Genomic DNA, 15,776 nt, shown 5'->3' on the forward strand with positions numbered 1-15,776 from the left:
GGGCGGCGAGGGCGGTGGGGAAGTCGGGTTCGTCGAGCAGGCAGCGGATCAGGGCGCTGCCGACGATCACCGCGTCGGCGTAGCCGGCGACGGCGGCGGCCTGCGCCCCGGTGCCGACCCCCAGCCCGACACCGACCGGCAGGTCGGTGACCTGCCGGAGCCGGGACACCAGCACCGGCGCCGCCTGCGAGACCTCGGCACGCGCGCCGGTGACTCCCATCAGCGCGGTGGCGTAGACGAAGCCGCGGCAGTGCCCTACCGTCATCGCCAGCCGCTCGTCGGTGGAGGAGGGCGCCACCAGGAAGGTGCGGTCCAGCCCGTACGCGTCCGAGGCGGCCAGCCACTCCTCCGCCTCCTCCGGGATCAGATCCGGAGTGATCAGCCCGGTGCCGCCGGCCGCGGCGAGGTCCCGGGCGAACGCGTCCACGCCGTAGCGCTCGATCGGGTTCCAGTAGGTCATCGTGACCACCTGCGCGCCGGTGGCCGCGACCGCCTCGATGATCCGCAACGTGTCCCGGGTGCGTACGCCGCCAGCCAGGGCCATGTCACTGGCCCGCTGGATGACCGGGCCGTCCATCACCGGATCGGAGTACGGGATCTCCACCTCGATCACGTCGACGCCCGCGTCGACCATCGTCTTCATCGCCGCGATGCTGCCCTCGACAGTGGGGAACCCGGCCGGCATGCAGCCGACCAGCACCGCCCGGCCGTCCGCGCGGGCCTTGTCGAACGCCACCCCGATCCGGCTGGCGCCGGCAGCATGCTGAGGCCCGCTCACGCTGACTCCCTGTCCAGGATGCCGAAGTACGCACCGGCGGTGTGCACGTCCTTGTCGCCGCGACCGGAGAGGTTGACCACGATGGTGGGCTCCCGGCCCAGCTCGGCGGTGAGCTCACCGGCCACGGCCAGGGTGCCGGCGAGGGCGTGTGCGCTCTCGATCGCCGGGATGATCCCCTCGGTGCGGCACAGCAGCTCGAACGCGGCCATCGCGTCAGCGTCGGTGACCGGGCGGTAGCTGGCCCGGCCGGTGTCGTGCAGCCAGGCGTGCTCCGGCCCGACCCCGGGGTAGTCCAGCCCGGCGGAGATCGAGTGCGACTCCTGCGTCTGGCCGTCGGCGTCCTGGAGCACGTAGGTGCGGGTGCCGTGCAGCACTCCGGCGGAGCCGCCGGTGATGCTTGCCGCGTGCCGCCCGGTGGCGACGCCCTCGCCGCCGGCCTCGAAGCCGTAGAGCCGCACCTGCGGGTCGCCGGTGAAGGCGTGGAAAATGCCCAAGGCGTTGGAGCCGCCGCCGACGCAGGCGGTGACGGCGTCCGGCAGCCCACCGGTGAGTTCCAGGCACTGCGCCCGCGCCTCGTCGCCGATGCCGCGGACGAAGTCGCGGACCAGCGCCGGGAACGGGTGCGGCCCGGCGGCGGTGCCGATCAGGTAGTGCGTGTCGTCGACGTTGGCGACCCAGTCCCTCATCGCCTCGTTCATCGCGTCCTTGAGGGTCCGCGAGCCGTTCGTGACAGGTACGACCGTCGCGCCGAGCATCCGCATCCGGGCCACGTTCAGCGCCTGCCGCTCGGTGTCGACCTGGCCCATGTAGACCACGCAGTCCAGGTCGAACAGGGCGGCGGCGGTGGCGGTGGCGACACCGTGCTGACCGGCGCCGGTCTCGGCGATCACCCGCTTCTTGCCCATCCGCCGGGTCAGCAACGCCTGCCCGAGGACGTTGCGCACCTTGTGCGCCCCGGTGTGGTTGAGGTCCTCCCGCTTGAGCAGCACCCGGGCACCGGCCCGGGCGGAGAACCGACGGGCCTCGTACAGCAGGGACGGGGTGCCGGCGTAGTCGCGCAGCAGGGCGTCGAACTCGGCCCGGAACTCCTCGTCGGTCATTGCCGCCCGGTGGGCGGCGTCCAACTCGTCGAGTGCGGCGACCAGCGCCTCCGGCACGAACCGGCCGCCGAAACGGCCGAAGTGGCCGGCCGCGTCGGGAAACCGCGCCGCCGAGGCGGCCAGCGCGTCAGCGCTCATGCCGGACTCTCTCCTTCGGGTGGGACCGGCGCGCGTCAGCGCACCGGGCGAGGCGTCGCGGGATGGTTGCCCGCGTTCACCAGTGCGGCCACTGCCTCGCGGGGACTCTTCTGGGTGACCAGGCCCTCACCGACGAGCACCGCGTCGGCACCGGCCGAGGCGTACCGGATCAGGTCGTGCGGGCCGCGTACGCCGGACTCGGCGATCTTGACCACGTTGCTCGGCAGGCCGGGCGCGATCCGCTCGAACACCGAGCGGTCGACCTCAAGGGTACGCAGATTCCGGGCGTTGACCCCGATCACCTGCGCACCGGCCTCCAGGGCCCGGTCGGTCTCCTCCTCGTCGTGCACCTCGACCAGCGCGGTCATGCCCAGCGACTCGATCCGCTCCAGCAACCCGACGAGGACGTTCTGCTCCAGCGCGGCGACGATCAGCAGCACCAGGTCGGCGCCGTGCGCGCGGGCCTCGTGCACCTGATAGCTGGAGACCACGAAGTCCTTGCGCAGCACCGGGATGTTCACCGCGGCCCGCACGGCCGCGAGATCGTCGAGCGAGCCGCCGAACCAGCGCCCCTCGGTGAGTACGCTGATCGCCCGCGCACCGCCGGCGGCGTACTCGCCCGCCAGCTCCGCCGGGTCGATGATCTCGGCCAGCTTGCCCTTGGACGGCGAGGAGCGCTTCACCTCGGCGATGACGGCCACGCCTGGGCGACGCAGCGCCGCGTACGCGTCCAACGGCGGCGCGGCGGCAGCGGCCAGTTCGCGGATCCGCTCCAGCGGAACCTGCTCCTGCCGCCGGGCCACGTCCTCCCGGACGCCGGCCAGGATCTCGTCGAGCACACCGGTGGACGCCGCCGGGGCGGCCCCGCCATCCTCCGCGTGCGCATGCTCAGCAGTCACCAACGGACTCCCCTCTCCGGGTGTCATGGGCCGATGCTAGGGGGCTCTACCTGGCACCGAGCGCCGGGGGTATGGCGCTCCTCACGAAATGGACTGCGGCATAATGGCCGACTTGCGCAAACACGCTGTGACTCTACGTCACCGCGCCATCGACAGCCACTTATGTCGACTCCCTCCGACCGCCCCGCCGACCGACCGGCATGACCGGCGTCGATGCTGTGAGCTTGCTCAAGGACGAAGGACTCTTTGCCTGCTCAGGCGGCCTGCCGGAGAGTTGACGAGGCAGTCATCACCACGAAACGCGAGTCGCGCAGCATCTTTCTCGGGCAGACTCGACGACGCGCCTGCCCCACTACCACGCCGATCCTCTCCGGGGTGACCATGAGCTCCTCCGCGCCGCACCAGACCATCGGACTCACCACCATCTCGCGGACCGTCGCGTCGCTCGCCGTCGGTGTCGTACACACCCTGGAACGCGCCATGATCGGGCCGGACCGGATGCGTACCGCGCAGGGCAACGCCTGGGAGGCCATCTGCGCCGACCGGGCCCGCGCCGACCAGCGGGCCGCCCTGGACCAGCTGGTGGCGGAGCTGGCCGCGGCCCGGGCCCGCACCCGGCAGCCGGTCAGCTGACCGTCGGGTCCTCACCCCGGTCCAGCGCGTCCCACGCGTCGACGGTGCCGCCCCCGCCGATCGGGCCACCCGCAGCGGCCGGCCGGTTCGCTGCCCGCTCGTACCGGGCGCCCATCGCCGGCCACCGGTGGCCGCGCAGCGCGGTCAGCAGCCCGCCCGCCGCGACCAGCACCCCGCCGAGCAGGCAGAGCGCCGGCGGTTGCCAGACGGTCCGGCCGCCGAGGTCGGCGAAGAGGCCGTAGCCGCCGCCGGCCGCCAGCACCAGCCCGAGCAGCGCCAGCAGCCCACCCAGCAGCCGACGCAGCCGGCCCCGGGTCGCCAGCACCGCGCCCCCGCCGGCCAGCCCGACCAGCGCCAGCGCCGACAGCCAGGGCAGCAACTGCGCCCCGGTGCGTCCCTCGGTCACCCCCAGCATCGGGTCCCGGCGGACGATCTCGCCCGATTCCCAGGCAAGCGTCGCCATCCAGGCCGCCAGGCCCGCGCCGGCCAGGCAGAGCAGCACGGCGTACGCCAACTCGCGCCGGCCCGCCACCGCCCGCCCGCCACCGGCGGACGGGGTGGAAGTCGGATCGGCCGTCGCGCTCACCGGGCCGGCCTTTCGTTCGCGACTGCGGGACTCCGCTGCGCTGCGTTCCTCGCGCTCACCGAGCTGGCCTTTCGTTCGCGACTGCGGGACTCCGCTGCGCTGCGTTCCTCGCGCTCACCGGGCCGGCCGGAGGGTTTCGGCGGCGGCGATGGCCGCCAGCACCGCGGCGGCCTTGTTCCGGGTCTCCTGGTCCTCGGCGGCCGGGTCGGAGTCGGCCACCACGCCCGCGCCGGCCTGCACGTACGCCCGACCGGCCCGGATCAGCGCGGTACGGATCGCGATGGCCATGTCGAGGTCACCGCCGAAGCCGAAGTAGCCCACGGTGCCGCCGTACAGGCCGCGGCGTACCGGCTCCAGCTCTTCGATGATCTCCATGGCGCGGACCTTCGGCGCCCCCGACAGGGTGCCCGCGGGAAACGTCGCGGCGAGCGCGTCGAAGGCGGTGCGGTCCGCGCGCAGCGTGCCGACCACCGTCGACACGATGTGCATCACATGGCTGTACCGCTCGATGGTGGCGAACTCCGGCACCTCGACGGTGCCCGGTCGGCAGACCCGGCCCAGGTCGTTACGACCCAGGTCGACGAGCATCACGTGCTCGGCCCGCTCCTTGGGGTCGGCGAGCAGCTCGGCGGCGAGCCGGGCGTCGGCCTCGGGCGTCGCGCCGCGCGGGCGGGTGCCGGCGATCGGGTGCAGCAGCGCCCGCCGTTCACCGTCGGCCTCACCTGTCACCTTGAGGTGTGCCTCCGGCGAGGAGCCGACGATGTCGAACCCGTCGAAGCGCAGCAGGTACATGTAGGGGCTGGGATTCGTGGTGCGCAGCACCCGGTAGACGTCCAGCGGGTCGGCGTCGGTGTCGCGCTCGAAGCGCTGGGCGAGCACGATCTGGAAACACTCGCCGGCCCGGATCGCCTCCTTGGCCGCCTCCACCGCCTTCGGGTAGCCGCCGTCCGGCGTACGACTGCGCACCTCACCGGCGGACCGCCGGTGGACCGTGGCGACCATCGGCGGGATGGGCCGGGACAGGGCGGTGGTCATCGCGTCCAGCCGGCCCACCGCGTGGTGGTAGGCGGCGGTCACCATGGCCGCCCGGCCCGGCTCCTGCGGTGGCGGCAGGATCGCGTTGGCGACCAGGATCGCCGAACCGTCGAAGTGGTCCAGCACCACCAGGTCGGTGGCGAGCATCATGCCCAACTCGGGCAGGTGCAGGTCGTCCTCGGTGAGGGTGGGCAACCGCTCGAACCGGCGGATCAGGTCGTACCCGAGGTAACCGACCATGCCCCCGGTCAGCGGGGGCAACGCGGCCTCCGGATCAGCCGGCGGGCCGGCCAGCGTCGCCACCGTCTCCCGCAGCACCGCGACCGGGTCGCCGGTGGTCGGCAGCCCAGCCGGCGGCGTACCGAGCCAGGCCGCGACGCCGTCGCGTTCGACAAGGGTGGCGCTGCTGCGTACGCCGACGAAGGAATACCGCGACCAGGACACCCCGGAGGAGCCCACGCCCTGCTCGGCCGACTCCAGCAGGAAGGTCCCGGGGCCACCGGCCAGCTTGCGGTAGACCCCGACCGGGGTTTCCGCGTCGGCGAGCAGCCGCCGGGTCACCGGCACCACCCGCCAGCGCGCGGCCAACTCGGTGAAGGTGGTCAGATCCGGGCTCACCATGCCGTCACTCATGCCGGCGCCCCCTCCGGTCGCGTGATCACGACGCCACCTCGCCGGAGGACACCGGGAGTTCGGTGAAGAAGCAGGTGCGGTGCCCGGTGTGACATGCGGCACCAACCTGGTCGACGCTGACCAGCACGGCGTCGCCGTCGCAGTCGAGCGCCACCGAGCGGACGTACTGGTGGTGGCCGGAGGTCGCGCCCTTGACCCAGTACTCACGCCGGCTGCGTGACCAGTAGGTGGCCCGACCGGTGGTCAGGGTGCGGTGCAACGCCTCGTCGTCCATCCAGGCCACCATCAGCACCTCGCCGCTGTCGTGCTGGCGGACCACGGCGGCCACCAGGCCGTCCGGGGTACGCCGCAGTCGGGCGGCGATCGCCGGATCGAGCCGGGACGGCCGATCGCCGCCGGGGGGCTCCGGCGTTTCGCGGTGGGCGCCGGTCACCGGCGCGTCAGGTACGGGCACAGTGAGCCATTGTCGCGCACGCGGCGCCGGCACCCCAGTGGGCTCCCGGCTGGCGGACGACGGCGTGCCCAGCTGGGTGACGTACCTCTCCAACCGGCCGTCGAGCAGGGCGTCGGCCAGGTCCGGGCCGGCCACCTGGGCCGCCTCGGCGGCGTACGGGCGGATCAGCGGAATGGTGCCGGCCACCAGGCGGGCCGCCGCCGCCCACACCTGATCGGTCGAGCCGGGTCGCAGCCCGAGGCAGCGCAGCATGTCCTCGCGGTACCCGGCCGGCGCGACCGGCAGGTCGAGGGCGGCGGCGAACGCCGACCGGCGGGACACCACCCGCACCGAGGGGTTCGCCAGCCGCAGCACCGAGGGGCAGAGCCGGGCCAGGTCGGCGGCGGCCAGGCGAGCCCCGAGCGGGTCGTCGGCGTCACGGGCCGACGCCACCTTGCCGAGGGTGGCGATCAACTCCTCCAGCCGGGGTTCGTCCGCCGGCTGGCAGAGCACCGGCAGGTCGATCCGGTCCCGCCAGTGCGGGTCCGCCCAGATCAGCCGAACCGGCGCCGTCACGGGCAGGCCGAATGCCCAGTCGGCGGGTTCACCCAACCGGGTCACCCAGGAGCGGACGTCGCGGGCGGCCACCGAGACGTGGGTCAGCCGACCGGAGTGCTCCGCGAGGTACGCCCGGCGGGCCGCGTACGGGGCTCCGCCGACCAGCACGTCCACGTCGACGTCGCTGTGGGCGGTGGCGGCCCGGCGGGCGTGGCTACCGCGCAGCAGGATGCCCACCACGGGCCGGTCGGTGGACGCCCGCAGCCGGGCGGCCCAGTCGTCGAAAAAACCGCTGTCCGGTGACTGAGCGTGATCCACTGCGCCATCGTGCCGTACGCCCGATTCGGTGGCAATGACCGGTGACGGACCTGGTGTCCGGTCCGGAACTCAGTGGGCGTGGTATGGGTATGTGACCCGTTAGTGACCGCTTCCGGGGATGTCCGGCTTTCCGCTATGAGGCGTGACCCAGCTCGGCCTGGCGGTAGAGGTCGATCTTGAAATCGAGCGCCTCGAGATCCTCGGTCAACTCGGCCATCTGCCGCAGCACCCGCTCCCGGTGCTCCTCGAACAGCGCCCGCCGCGCGCCGAGGGTGCTCTCGCCCTGCCGGGCCAGCTCGACATAGCGGCGCATGTCGCGTATCGGCATGCCGGTGCGACGCAGCCGGGTGAGCAGCAGCAACCAGTTCACGTCGTGCTGGGTGTAGCGGCGCCGGCCGGCCGAGTCGCGTCCGACCGGGGCGACCAGCCCCTCCTGTTCGTACCACCGCAGGGTGTACGTGCTCAGACCGACCCGGTCGGCCGCCTCGCTGACCGCGAAGGTCCGCTCCCGCGTACGGATGTCCATCCGCACAGCGTCCCAGCCGCCGCGGATCCGCGCGACCCCGTTCCACACCGGCGCGGACCCGTCTACTGTCGAGATGCTGGAGGGGCGATGGAGGAGACGATCGCCGTCCGCGGCCTGGTCGTGGACCGGGGCGGCCGACGGGTGCTGCACGGGATCGACGCCGGGGTGCCCCGCGGCTCGGTCACCGGGCTGCTCGGGCCCAGCGGAAGCGGCAAGACGACACTGATGCGCGCGATCGTCGGGGTCCAGGTGATCACGGCCGGCACGGTCACGGTGCTCGGTGCGCCGGCCGGCTCGGCACAGTTACGCCACCGGGTGGGCTACCTCACCCAGGCCCCGAGCGTCTACGCCGACCTGACCGTCCGGGAGAACGTCCGCTACTTCGCCGCGCTGCAGGGCCGCGGCCGGGCCGAGGCCGACCAAGCGGTACGCGACGTCGGGCTGGCGTCGGCGGCCGGGCAACTCGTCGCCACGCTCTCCGGCGGCCAGCGCAGCCGCGCGTCACTGGCCTGCGCACTCGTCGGCGAACCGGAGCTGATCGTGCTCGACGAGCCCACAGTCGGCCAGGATCCGGTGCTACGGGCCGACCTCTGGGCCCAGTTCCACGCCCTTGCCGCGACCGGCACCACCCTGCTGGTCTCCAGCCACGTGATGGACGAGGCGGCCCGTTGCGACCGGCTGCTGCTCATCCGCGAGGGCCGGCTGATCGCCGACGACACCCCGGCCGCGATCCGGGCCGCCGCCGGCGTCGACGACCTCGACGAGGCGTTCCTGCGGCTGATCAGAGCGGGCGAGGCCGGTGGCGGCGGTCCTGATGGTGGCGGCGGGGGTGCCTGATGAACCTGCGGATTCTTCTCGTCACCGTCGGCCGGATCCTGCGCCAGCTGCGCCACGACCGGCGGACGATCACCCTGCTGCTGGTGGTGCCCACCGCGCTGCTCACCCTGGTCTACTACATGTACGTCGACCAGCCCACCCCACCCGGCCAGCCGTCCACCTTCGACCAGGTCGCACTGGTGATGCTCGGTTTCTTCCCCTTCACCGTCATGTTCCTGGTCACCAGCATCGCCATGCTCCGCGAGCGCACCAGCGGCACGCTGGAACGACTGCTCACCACACCGCTGGCCAAGGCCGACCTGCTCTTCGGCTACGGCATCGCCTTCGGGCTGGCCGGTGCGGTGCAGGCAGGTGTCGCCTCGGCGGTGGCGTACTGGGTGTTCGGTCTGGAGACCGCCGGCAGCAGCGGTCTGGTGATCATGATCGCGGCGTTGAACGCGGTGCTCGCCGTCGCGCTCGGCCTGCTCTGCAGCGCCTTCGCCCGCACCGAGTTTCAGGCCGTGCAGTTCATGCCGGTCGTGGTCGCGCCGCAACTGCTGCTCTGCGGGCTCTTCGTGCCGCGCGACCAGATGGCCGGCTGGTTGCAGGCGATAAGCGACGCGCTGCCCCTGACGTACGCCGTGGAAGCGTTACAGGAGGTCGGCGCGCACGTCGAACCGACCGCGACGATGTGGCGCGACGTGGCGATCGTCGCCGGCGCGGCGGTGCTGGCGCTGCTGCTCGCCGCCGCCACCCTGCGTCGGCGCAGCAGCTGAGACACCCGCTACGAGGATGACGGGTCACGGCGCAGGGCCTTTTTGTTAAGAAGGGGCCCCTTTACTACATCAGGCGTTAACAGGGGGCCCCTCCTTGCACGTCAGCGGGTTTGTTCCAGCCAGGAGGCGTAGAGCAGGGCGTAGACGGAGTCGGGCTCGCGGATCAGTTCCTCGTGCGGGCCGCGCTGGACGATCCGGCCCCGGTCCACCACGATCACCTCGTCGGCGCTCTGCGCGGTGGAGAGCCGGTGTGCGATGGCGAGGGTGGTGCGGCCCCGGGTCACCGCGTCCAGGGTCCGTTGCAGGCGTACCTCGGTGGCCGGGTCCACCGCGCTCGTCGCCTCGTCCAGCACCAGCAGGTCGGGATCGGCCACGTACGCCCGGGCCAGCGCGACGAGCTGCCGCTCCCCCACGCTCAACGCCTCACCGCGTTCCCCCACCCCGGTGGCCAGCCCGGCCGGCAACCCGGCCAGCCAGTCGGCCAGCCCCAGCTCAGTGAAGGCGGCGGTGAGCTGCTCGTCGGTCAGCTCCGGCCGGGCGAAGCGGACGTTGTCGGCGACGGTGGCGTCGAACAGGAAGCCGTCCTGCGGCACCATGACCACCCGGGAGCGCAACGAGTCGAACCGGACCTCGGTCAGCGGCACCCCGGAGAGCAGCACCGCGCCGGCGGTCGGATCCATCAGCCGGGTGAGCAGCTTGGCGAAGGTGGTCTTGCCGCTACCTGTCTCACCGACCACCGCCACCCGGCTCTTCGCCGGGATCTCCAGGTTGACCTCGTGCAGCACCGTCGAGCCGCCCGGATAGGCGTAGTCGACATGCGCGAAGCGGATGTCCAGCGGGCCGGCGGGCAGCTCACGCCCCTGCGGGCCCGGGTCCGCCACGTCCGGCGACACGTCCAGCACGTCCAGCACCCGCCGCCAGCCGGCGATCGCGTTCTGCGCCTCGTTGAGCACCTCGGTGGCGATCTGCACCGGCTGGATGAAGAGCGTCACCAGGAACAGGAACGCGGTGATCTCACCGATGCTCAGCGTCCGGTCGGCACCGAGAAACACCCCGAGCACCACCACCCCGGCCAACGCGGCCCCCGCAGCCAGCTCGCCGACGGAGCTGCCCAGGATGCTGATCCGGATCGCCTTCTGCTGGGCTCGCTGCTGGCTGTGGATCGCCTCGTCGAGCCGCCGCGCGGTCCGTCCCGCCACGCCGTACGCGCGGATCACCGGCGCGCCGACCACGCTCTCGCCGACCGCCCCCAGCAACGCGCCGGTGCGCTGCCGCACCACGCCGTACGCGGCGGCGAGCCGGCGCTGGAGCAGCCGGATCACGAAGACCGCCGGTACGAAGGCCGCGTAGACCACCAGCGTCAGCTGCCAGGAGTAGGCAAGCATCACCGCCGTGGTGACTGCCAGCTGCCCGAGGTTGACCAGCAGGATCACCCCACCCCACTGGAGGAACTGGGTGATCTGGTCGACATCGCTGGTGACCCGGGAGACCAGCGAGCCGCGCCGCTCGGACTGCTGGTGCAGCATGGACAGGTCGTGCACGTGCCGGAAGGCCCGGATCCGCACCCCGGCCAGCGCGGTCTCGCTGACCGTGAACAGCCGGCGCATCATCAGATAGCCGCAGGCAGTGGTCACCACCAGCACACCGGCGGTGATCGCCACGACAATGAAGAGCGCCTCGAAGTTCAACCCGCCGGCGATGCCGCGGTCGATGCCCTGCTGCACGGCCACCGGCACGGCCACCCGGCCGATCATGTAGACGAGCGCCAGGCCCAGTGTGCCGGCCAGCCCGGTCCGCAGCTCCGGGGAGAGCGCCAGGCCACGCCGCAGCGTCCGCCAGGTCGTCTCCTCCCGCTGCGCTGCGTTCCTCGCGCTCACTGGTCCACCTCCAGGGTGCTGGAGGTCAGGGGCGTGACCTCGTCGTACGTCGGCTGCCGGTCGGGGTCGACCTCGGCCTGCTCGTAGGCGGTGACCAGGTCGGCGTAGCCGGGCACGGTGGCCAGCAGGGTGCTGTGGGTGCCGCGCGCCACCACCCGGCCCTGCTCCAGATAGATCACCTCGTCGGCGAGCGCGATGGTGGCCCGGCGGTAGGCCACCACCAGGATCGACGCCCCCGGCCCGCCGGTCTCCGTCGCGCGCAGCCCGGCCAGGATGGCGGCCTCCACCCGGGGGTCGACCGCGCTCGTGGCGTCGTCGAGCACCAGCAACCGGGGCCGCCCGGCCAGCGCCCGGGCCAGGGTGAGTCGTTGCCGCTGGCCACCGGAGAGGGAGGTGCCCCGCTCACCGACCATGGTGTCCAGCCCGTCGGGGAGGGCGGCGACGAAACCGTCCGCCTCGGCCAGCCGCAACGCGGCCCAGACGGCCTCGTCGTCGACACCCGGGCGGTCCAACGAGACGTTGGCCCGGACGGTGTCGTCGAAAATGAACGGCACCTGGGCCACCAGCGCGGCGGTGGCGGCGAGCGAGTCCGCGGCCAACTCCCGCACGTCCACGCCGTCGATGCGGACGGTGCCGGAGTGGGGGTCCATCAGCCGGACCGCCAGCGCCGCGACGGTGGACTTGCCGGCTCCGGTCGCCCCGACCAGCGCCACCGTCCGGCCGGCCGGCACGGTGAAGGAGACCTCGCCGAGCACCTGTGCGCCGGGCAGGTGCGCCTCGGCCGGTTCGTACGTGAAGCCGACGTCGGTGAAGGTGAGTGTGGCCGGCGCGGACGACGCGGCGTCCAGGCGGGTGTCGCCGTACGGCATCTCGCCGGTGGCGTCGAGCACCCTGCGGATCCGGTCCCAGCCGGCGACGCTGCGCGGCAGCTCGGCCAGCACCCAGCCGATGGCCCGCACCGGGAAGGCCAGCACGGTGAAGAGGAAAGCGACGCTCACCAGCTCCGCCACGTCGATGGCACCCTGCCGCAGCCGGTACGCGCCCACCACGAGCACGGCGAGGGTGCCGAGGCTGGGCAGGGTCTCCAGCATCGGGTCGAAGATGCCACGGAGCCGGCCGACGGAGATCAGCGCGTCGCGCAACTGGCCGGCGCGCTCGCCGAACCGGATGGTCTCCTGGGCCTCCCGGCCCATCGTCTTGATCACCAGGGCGCCGTCGAAGCTCTCGTGGGCGATGCCGCTGACCTCGGCCCGCAGCCGTTGGGCGCGGGCCTGACGCGGTGCCATCCGGCGGGAGTAGGCCACGTTGAGCGCGAAGAGTGCCGGGAACACCGCCAGGCCGACCAGGGCGAGCGCCCAGTCGGTGACGAAGAGCGCCGCCACCGCGCCGACCAGCATCACCAGCGTGCCGACGGCGAAGGGCAGCGGGGCGACCGGATGCCAGGCCGCCTCCACGTCGGAGTTCGCGTTGGACAGCAGGGTGCCGGTGGCGTGCCGGTGGTGCCAGGACAGCGGCAGCTCCAGGTAGCGACGGGTGACCCGCCGCCGGTAGTCGGCCTGGAGCCGGTACTGCATGTAGCCCGCGCCGAGGCGGCGGCCAAAGATGCCCACCACCCGCAGCACACTGATGCCGAAGAGCGCCGTGGCCGCCAGGGTGAGCGCGCCCGTGCCGACCGACCCGCTGGCGACCGCCGGCACCACCACCTCGCCGACCACTCGGCCGACCACGAACGCGCTGGCCACCACCATCAGGCTGAAGAGCACGCTGCCTGTCACCGCGACCGCGAAGATGCGCGGCTGCTCCCGGATGGCCCGCCCCAACACGGCCAGCCCGCGCCCGAGCACGTCCCGACTAGTCCCGCTCGCCACTCTCTCCCCCGCCGTAAGCTGCCGTCATCCTCCCTCATCCTTACCGTTGGCCGCCGATTCCGCCGACCCGCGACCATATGTCCGACGTCACGCCCTGCCGTTACGGCATACGATCGGTGGCATGCCACGGTATGCCCGATCGGAGCGCGCGGCGCTCGTTGCGCTGATGTCGACGCTGGGGCCGGAGGCACCCACCGTCAACGAGGGGTGGGACACCCGGGACCTCGCGGCGCACCTGCTGCTCCGGGAGCGGCGGCCGGATGCCGCGGCGGGCATCGTGCTGGCGCCGCTGCGTGACCGCGGCGAGCGGATCCGACGTGAGATCGCCGCGGGCGACTGGGCGGAGCTGCTCGACCAGCTCCGGCGTCCTCCGGTGTGGAGCCCGGTGAGCAACCCGCTCACCGACGAGCTGACGAACACCCTGGAGTTCTTCATCCATCACGAGGACGTACGCCGGGCCCAGGCGCGGTGGGAGCCCCGGGATCTGCCCGCGGGCCTGGACCGGACGTTGTGGCGACGGTCCTCGACGCTGGCCCGGCTGGCGCTGCGCCGTTTCCCGGCTCGGGTGCTGGTGCAGGCGCCGGGGCAGGGCGAGGTCGCCGCCGGGCGAGGTGGCGAGCAGCTGCGCCTGACCGGTGCGCCGGGCGAACTGGTCCTGTTCCTGTCCGGGCGGCAGCGGGTGGCCCGGGTCGAGCTCGACGGCCCACCGGAGCTCGCGGACCGGCTCCGCAATGCCAAGCTGGGCGTGTGAAGCTGATCCGGCGGTGTGGGGAAAAATGTCCGAAACCTCATCAAGCCGACCGGCCCGGAACCGGCCGGACCGGAGCCTTTGATGATCTCCAGGGGTAGCCGATGCCCCGAGCCAGGCAATACCCTTCGGTAACCGTACCGACGTGACGACCGTCACGCCTCCACCCCCGAAGGCGGCTACAGCGATGGCTCTCGATGTACCGTACCGTTCCATTCCTGACATGTTCCTCAAGCGCGTGGCGTCCACCCCCGACCGCCACGCTTTCGCACACCCCGGTCCGGACGACGCGCCGGTCTGGCTGACCTGGGCGCAGGTCGCCCAGCGCGCCAAGGCGATCGCCGCCGGCCTGCACGGCCTGGGCGTCGGTCAGGAGGATCCGGTGGCGATTCTGGCCGGCACCCGGCTGGAGTGGGTGCTCGCCGATTTCGGCATCATGTGCGCCAGCGGCGCCACCACCACGGTCTACCCGACCACGGAGCCGCAGGACGCCACCTACATCCTCGCCGACTCCGGCTCGAAGGTGCTGTTCGCGGAGAACCCGGACCAGGCGGCGAAGATCGCCGGGGCCGCGCTGCCCGCGCTGACCCACGTGGTCCTCTTCGACGGCGCCGCCGATCCGGCCGCCGCGGTACCCCAGCTGACCCTGGCCGAGTTGGAGGAGCAGGGCGCCCGCCGGCTGGCCGAGGATCCGGAGCTGATCGACCGGCTGGTGACCGGCATCGGCCCGGAGCATCTGGCCACCCTGATCTACACCTCCGGCACCACCGGCCGGCCCAAGGGAGTCGAGCTGCTGCACGGCGGCTGGTGCTGGGAGGGGGTGGCGCAGGAGGCGATGGGGCTGCTCCGCGCGGACGACCTCCAGTACCTCTGGTTGCCGCTGTCCCACTCGTTCGGCAAGACGCTGCTCTGCGGCACCACCCACGTCGGCATGCCCACCTACGTCGACGGCCGGGTGGACAAGCTGGTCGAGCTGCTCTCGGTGGTCCGGCCGACGCTGATGTGCGGCGCGCCCCGGGTCTTCGAGAAGGTCTACAACAAGTCGGTGACCACCGCGCGGGACGCCGGTGGCGCCAAGGCGAAGATCTTCGCCTGGGCTGTCGGTGTGGGCAAGGAGAAGGTCGCGCTGGAGCAGGCCGGCAAGCCGGTGCCGGGCGGGTTGAAGCTGAAGTACACGGTGGCCGAGAAGCTGGTCTTCAGCAAGCTCCAGGCCCGTCTCGGCGGGCGGATCCGGGTGCTGGTCTCCGGCGCCGCTCCGCTCAGCCCCGACATCGCCACCTTCTTCGCCGCGGCGAACCTGCCGATCTCCGAGGGGTACGGGCTCACCGAGTCCAGCGCCGGCAACTTCGTCAACCCGCCCGGGGCGATCCGGATCGGCACCGTCGGCCGGGCCATGGGCGACCTGGAGTGCCGCCTCGACACCGACGGGGAGATCCTGGTCAAGGGTCGACCGGTGATGCGCGGCTACCACAACCTGCCGCAGGAGACCGCCGCCGCGTTCACCGAGGACGGCTTCTTGCGCACCGGTGACATCGGCAGCCTGGACGACGACGGCTACCTGCGGATCACCGACCGGAAGAAGGACCTGGTCAAGACCTCCGGCGGCAAGTACATCGCGCCGTCGCACATCGAGGGCATGTTCAAGGCCATCTGCCCGTACACCTCGCAGGCGGTGGTCGTCGCCCAGGCCCGCAACTTCTGCACCCTGCTGGTCACCCTGGACCCGGACGCCATCGCCGGTTGGGCCGCCGGCACCCCGCTGGAGGGCCGCCCGTACGCCGAGATCGTCGCCTCGCCCGAGGCGCAGGCCATGGTCGAGGAGTACGTCGCCCAGCTGAACAGCAAGCTCAACCGCTGGGAGACCATCAAGAAGGTCACCATCCTGCCGCGTGACCTGACCATCGAGGACGGCGAGATCACCCCGTCGCTGAAGATCAAGCGCCGCGGAGTGGAGAGCAACTTCGCCGCCGAGATCGACAAGATGTACGCCGGCACGGTCGCCGAGATGTGACGCCCGCGTCACCGCCGGCCCCGCTCCCGATCCCGGGGCGGGG

The 15,776-nt window shown here is 72.5% G+C and carries 14 protein-coding genes and 1 pseudogene; 5 read left to right on the top strand and 10 right to left on the bottom strand.

All coding sequences use genetic code 11. The annotated features are described in order from the left end of the window. The 3 genes from trpA to trpC form a co-directional block, all read right to left on the bottom strand. Nucleotides 1-778 (bottom strand): tryptophan synthase subunit alpha (trpA, locus tag C1I93_RS11390; protein WP_111243247.1); only part of this gene is annotated, 778 nt, incomplete at its 3' end. Continuing rightward, the gene (gene trpB, locus C1I93_RS11395) at nucleotides 775-2,016 is read right to left on the bottom strand and encodes a tryptophan synthase subunit beta (RefSeq protein WP_111243228.1); all 1,242 of its coding nucleotides are present in this window, start codon (nucleotides 2,014-2,016) and stop codon (nucleotides 775-777) included. The genes trpA and trpB, both read right to left, overlap by 4 nt. 35 nt (nucleotides 2,017-2,051) lie before the next feature. Further along, nucleotides 2,052-2,855 carry an indole-3-glycerol phosphate synthase TrpC gene (gene trpC, locus C1I93_RS11400; protein ID WP_181445126.1) on the bottom strand — a complete coding sequence of 268 codons (804 nt, stop codon included), beginning with the start codon at nucleotides 2,853-2,855 and terminating at the stop codon, nucleotides 2,052-2,054. 441 nt (nucleotides 2,856-3,296) lie between these two features. On the opposite strand from trpC, the gene C1I93_RS11405 reads away from it, so the two are divergent. Further along, nucleotides 3,297-3,548, top strand: a complete 252-nt coding sequence (locus C1I93_RS11405; protein WP_111243249.1) for a hypothetical protein — start codon at nucleotides 3,297-3,299, stop codon at nucleotides 3,546-3,548. Here the strand turns inward: C1I93_RS11405 and C1I93_RS11410 are convergent. The 5 genes and pseudogenes from C1I93_RS11410 to C1I93_RS11425 form a co-directional block, all read right to left on the bottom strand. Next, complete coding sequence (locus tag C1I93_RS11410) at nucleotides 3,541-4,134, bottom strand: Trp biosynthesis-associated membrane protein (protein ID WP_258378276.1); 594 nt, start codon at nucleotides 4,132-4,134, stop codon at nucleotides 3,541-3,543. The two genes, C1I93_RS11405 and C1I93_RS11410, sit on opposite strands and share 8 nt — an antisense overlap. 114 nt (nucleotides 4,135-4,248) lie before the next feature. Then, complete coding sequence (locus C1I93_RS11415; protein WP_111243230.1) at nucleotides 4,249-5,802, bottom strand: anthranilate synthase component I; 1,554 nt, start codon at nucleotides 5,800-5,802, stop codon at nucleotides 4,249-4,251. A 25-nt stretch (nucleotides 5,803-5,827) separates the two neighbouring features. Further along, entirely contained in the window at nucleotides 5,828-6,256 is a 429-nt protein-coding gene (gene hisI, locus C1I93_RS32405; protein WP_111243250.1) for a phosphoribosyl-AMP cyclohydrolase, read from the bottom strand. Nucleotides 6,257-6,427: 171 nt separating this feature from the next. Beyond that, a pseudogene (locus tag C1I93_RS32915) lies at nucleotides 6,428-7,111 on the bottom strand (nucleotidyltransferase domain-containing protein); the annotation flags it as partial. 133 nt (nucleotides 7,112-7,244) lie between these two features. Then, complete coding sequence (locus tag C1I93_RS11425) at nucleotides 7,245-7,637, bottom strand: MerR family transcriptional regulator (protein WP_111243251.1); 393 nt, start codon at nucleotides 7,635-7,637, stop codon at nucleotides 7,245-7,247. An 87-nt stretch (nucleotides 7,638-7,724) separates the two neighbouring features. Here C1I93_RS11425 and C1I93_RS11430 point away from each other — a divergent pair, with 87 nt between their 5' ends. Then, nucleotides 7,725-8,474, top strand: a complete 750-nt coding sequence (locus tag C1I93_RS11430) for an ABC transporter ATP-binding protein (RefSeq protein WP_111243231.1) — start codon at nucleotides 7,725-7,727, stop codon at nucleotides 8,472-8,474. Next, nucleotides 8,474-9,229, top strand: a complete 756-nt coding sequence (locus C1I93_RS11435; RefSeq protein WP_111243232.1) for an ABC transporter permease — start codon at nucleotides 8,474-8,476, stop codon at nucleotides 9,227-9,229. The genes C1I93_RS11430 and C1I93_RS11435 overlap by 1 nt, the downstream gene beginning before the upstream one ends. Before the next feature lie 101 nt (nucleotides 9,230-9,330). On the opposite strand, the gene C1I93_RS11440 is transcribed toward C1I93_RS11435, so the two are convergent. Then, nucleotides 9,331-11,106, bottom strand: a complete 1,776-nt coding sequence (locus C1I93_RS11440; RefSeq protein ID WP_111243233.1) for an ABC transporter ATP-binding protein — start codon at nucleotides 11,104-11,106, stop codon at nucleotides 9,331-9,333. Further along, entirely contained in the window at nucleotides 11,103-12,974 is a 1,872-nt protein-coding gene (locus C1I93_RS11445) for an ABC transporter ATP-binding protein (RefSeq protein WP_181445124.1), read from the bottom strand. Before C1I93_RS11445 ends, C1I93_RS11440 begins: the two co-directional genes overlap by 4 nt. Nucleotides 12,975-13,095: 121 nt before the next feature. Between C1I93_RS11445 and C1I93_RS11450 the strand changes: the two genes are divergently transcribed. Next, the gene (locus C1I93_RS11450) at nucleotides 13,096-13,725 is read left to right on the top strand and encodes a TIGR03085 family metal-binding protein (RefSeq protein WP_111243234.1); all 630 of its coding nucleotides are present in this window, start codon (nucleotides 13,096-13,098) and stop codon (nucleotides 13,723-13,725) included. A 184-nt stretch (nucleotides 13,726-13,909) separates the two neighbouring features. Beyond that, complete coding sequence (locus C1I93_RS11455) at nucleotides 13,910-15,733, top strand: AMP-dependent synthetase/ligase (RefSeq protein ID WP_111243235.1); 1,824 nt, start codon at nucleotides 13,910-13,912, stop codon at nucleotides 15,731-15,733. Nucleotides 15,734-15,776 lie beyond the last annotated feature (43 nt).

It is taken from the genome of Micromonospora endophytica (assembly GCF_003236305.1).
Classification (GTDB): domain Bacteria; phylum Actinomycetota; class Actinomycetes; order Mycobacteriales; family Micromonosporaceae; genus Micromonospora; species Micromonospora endophytica.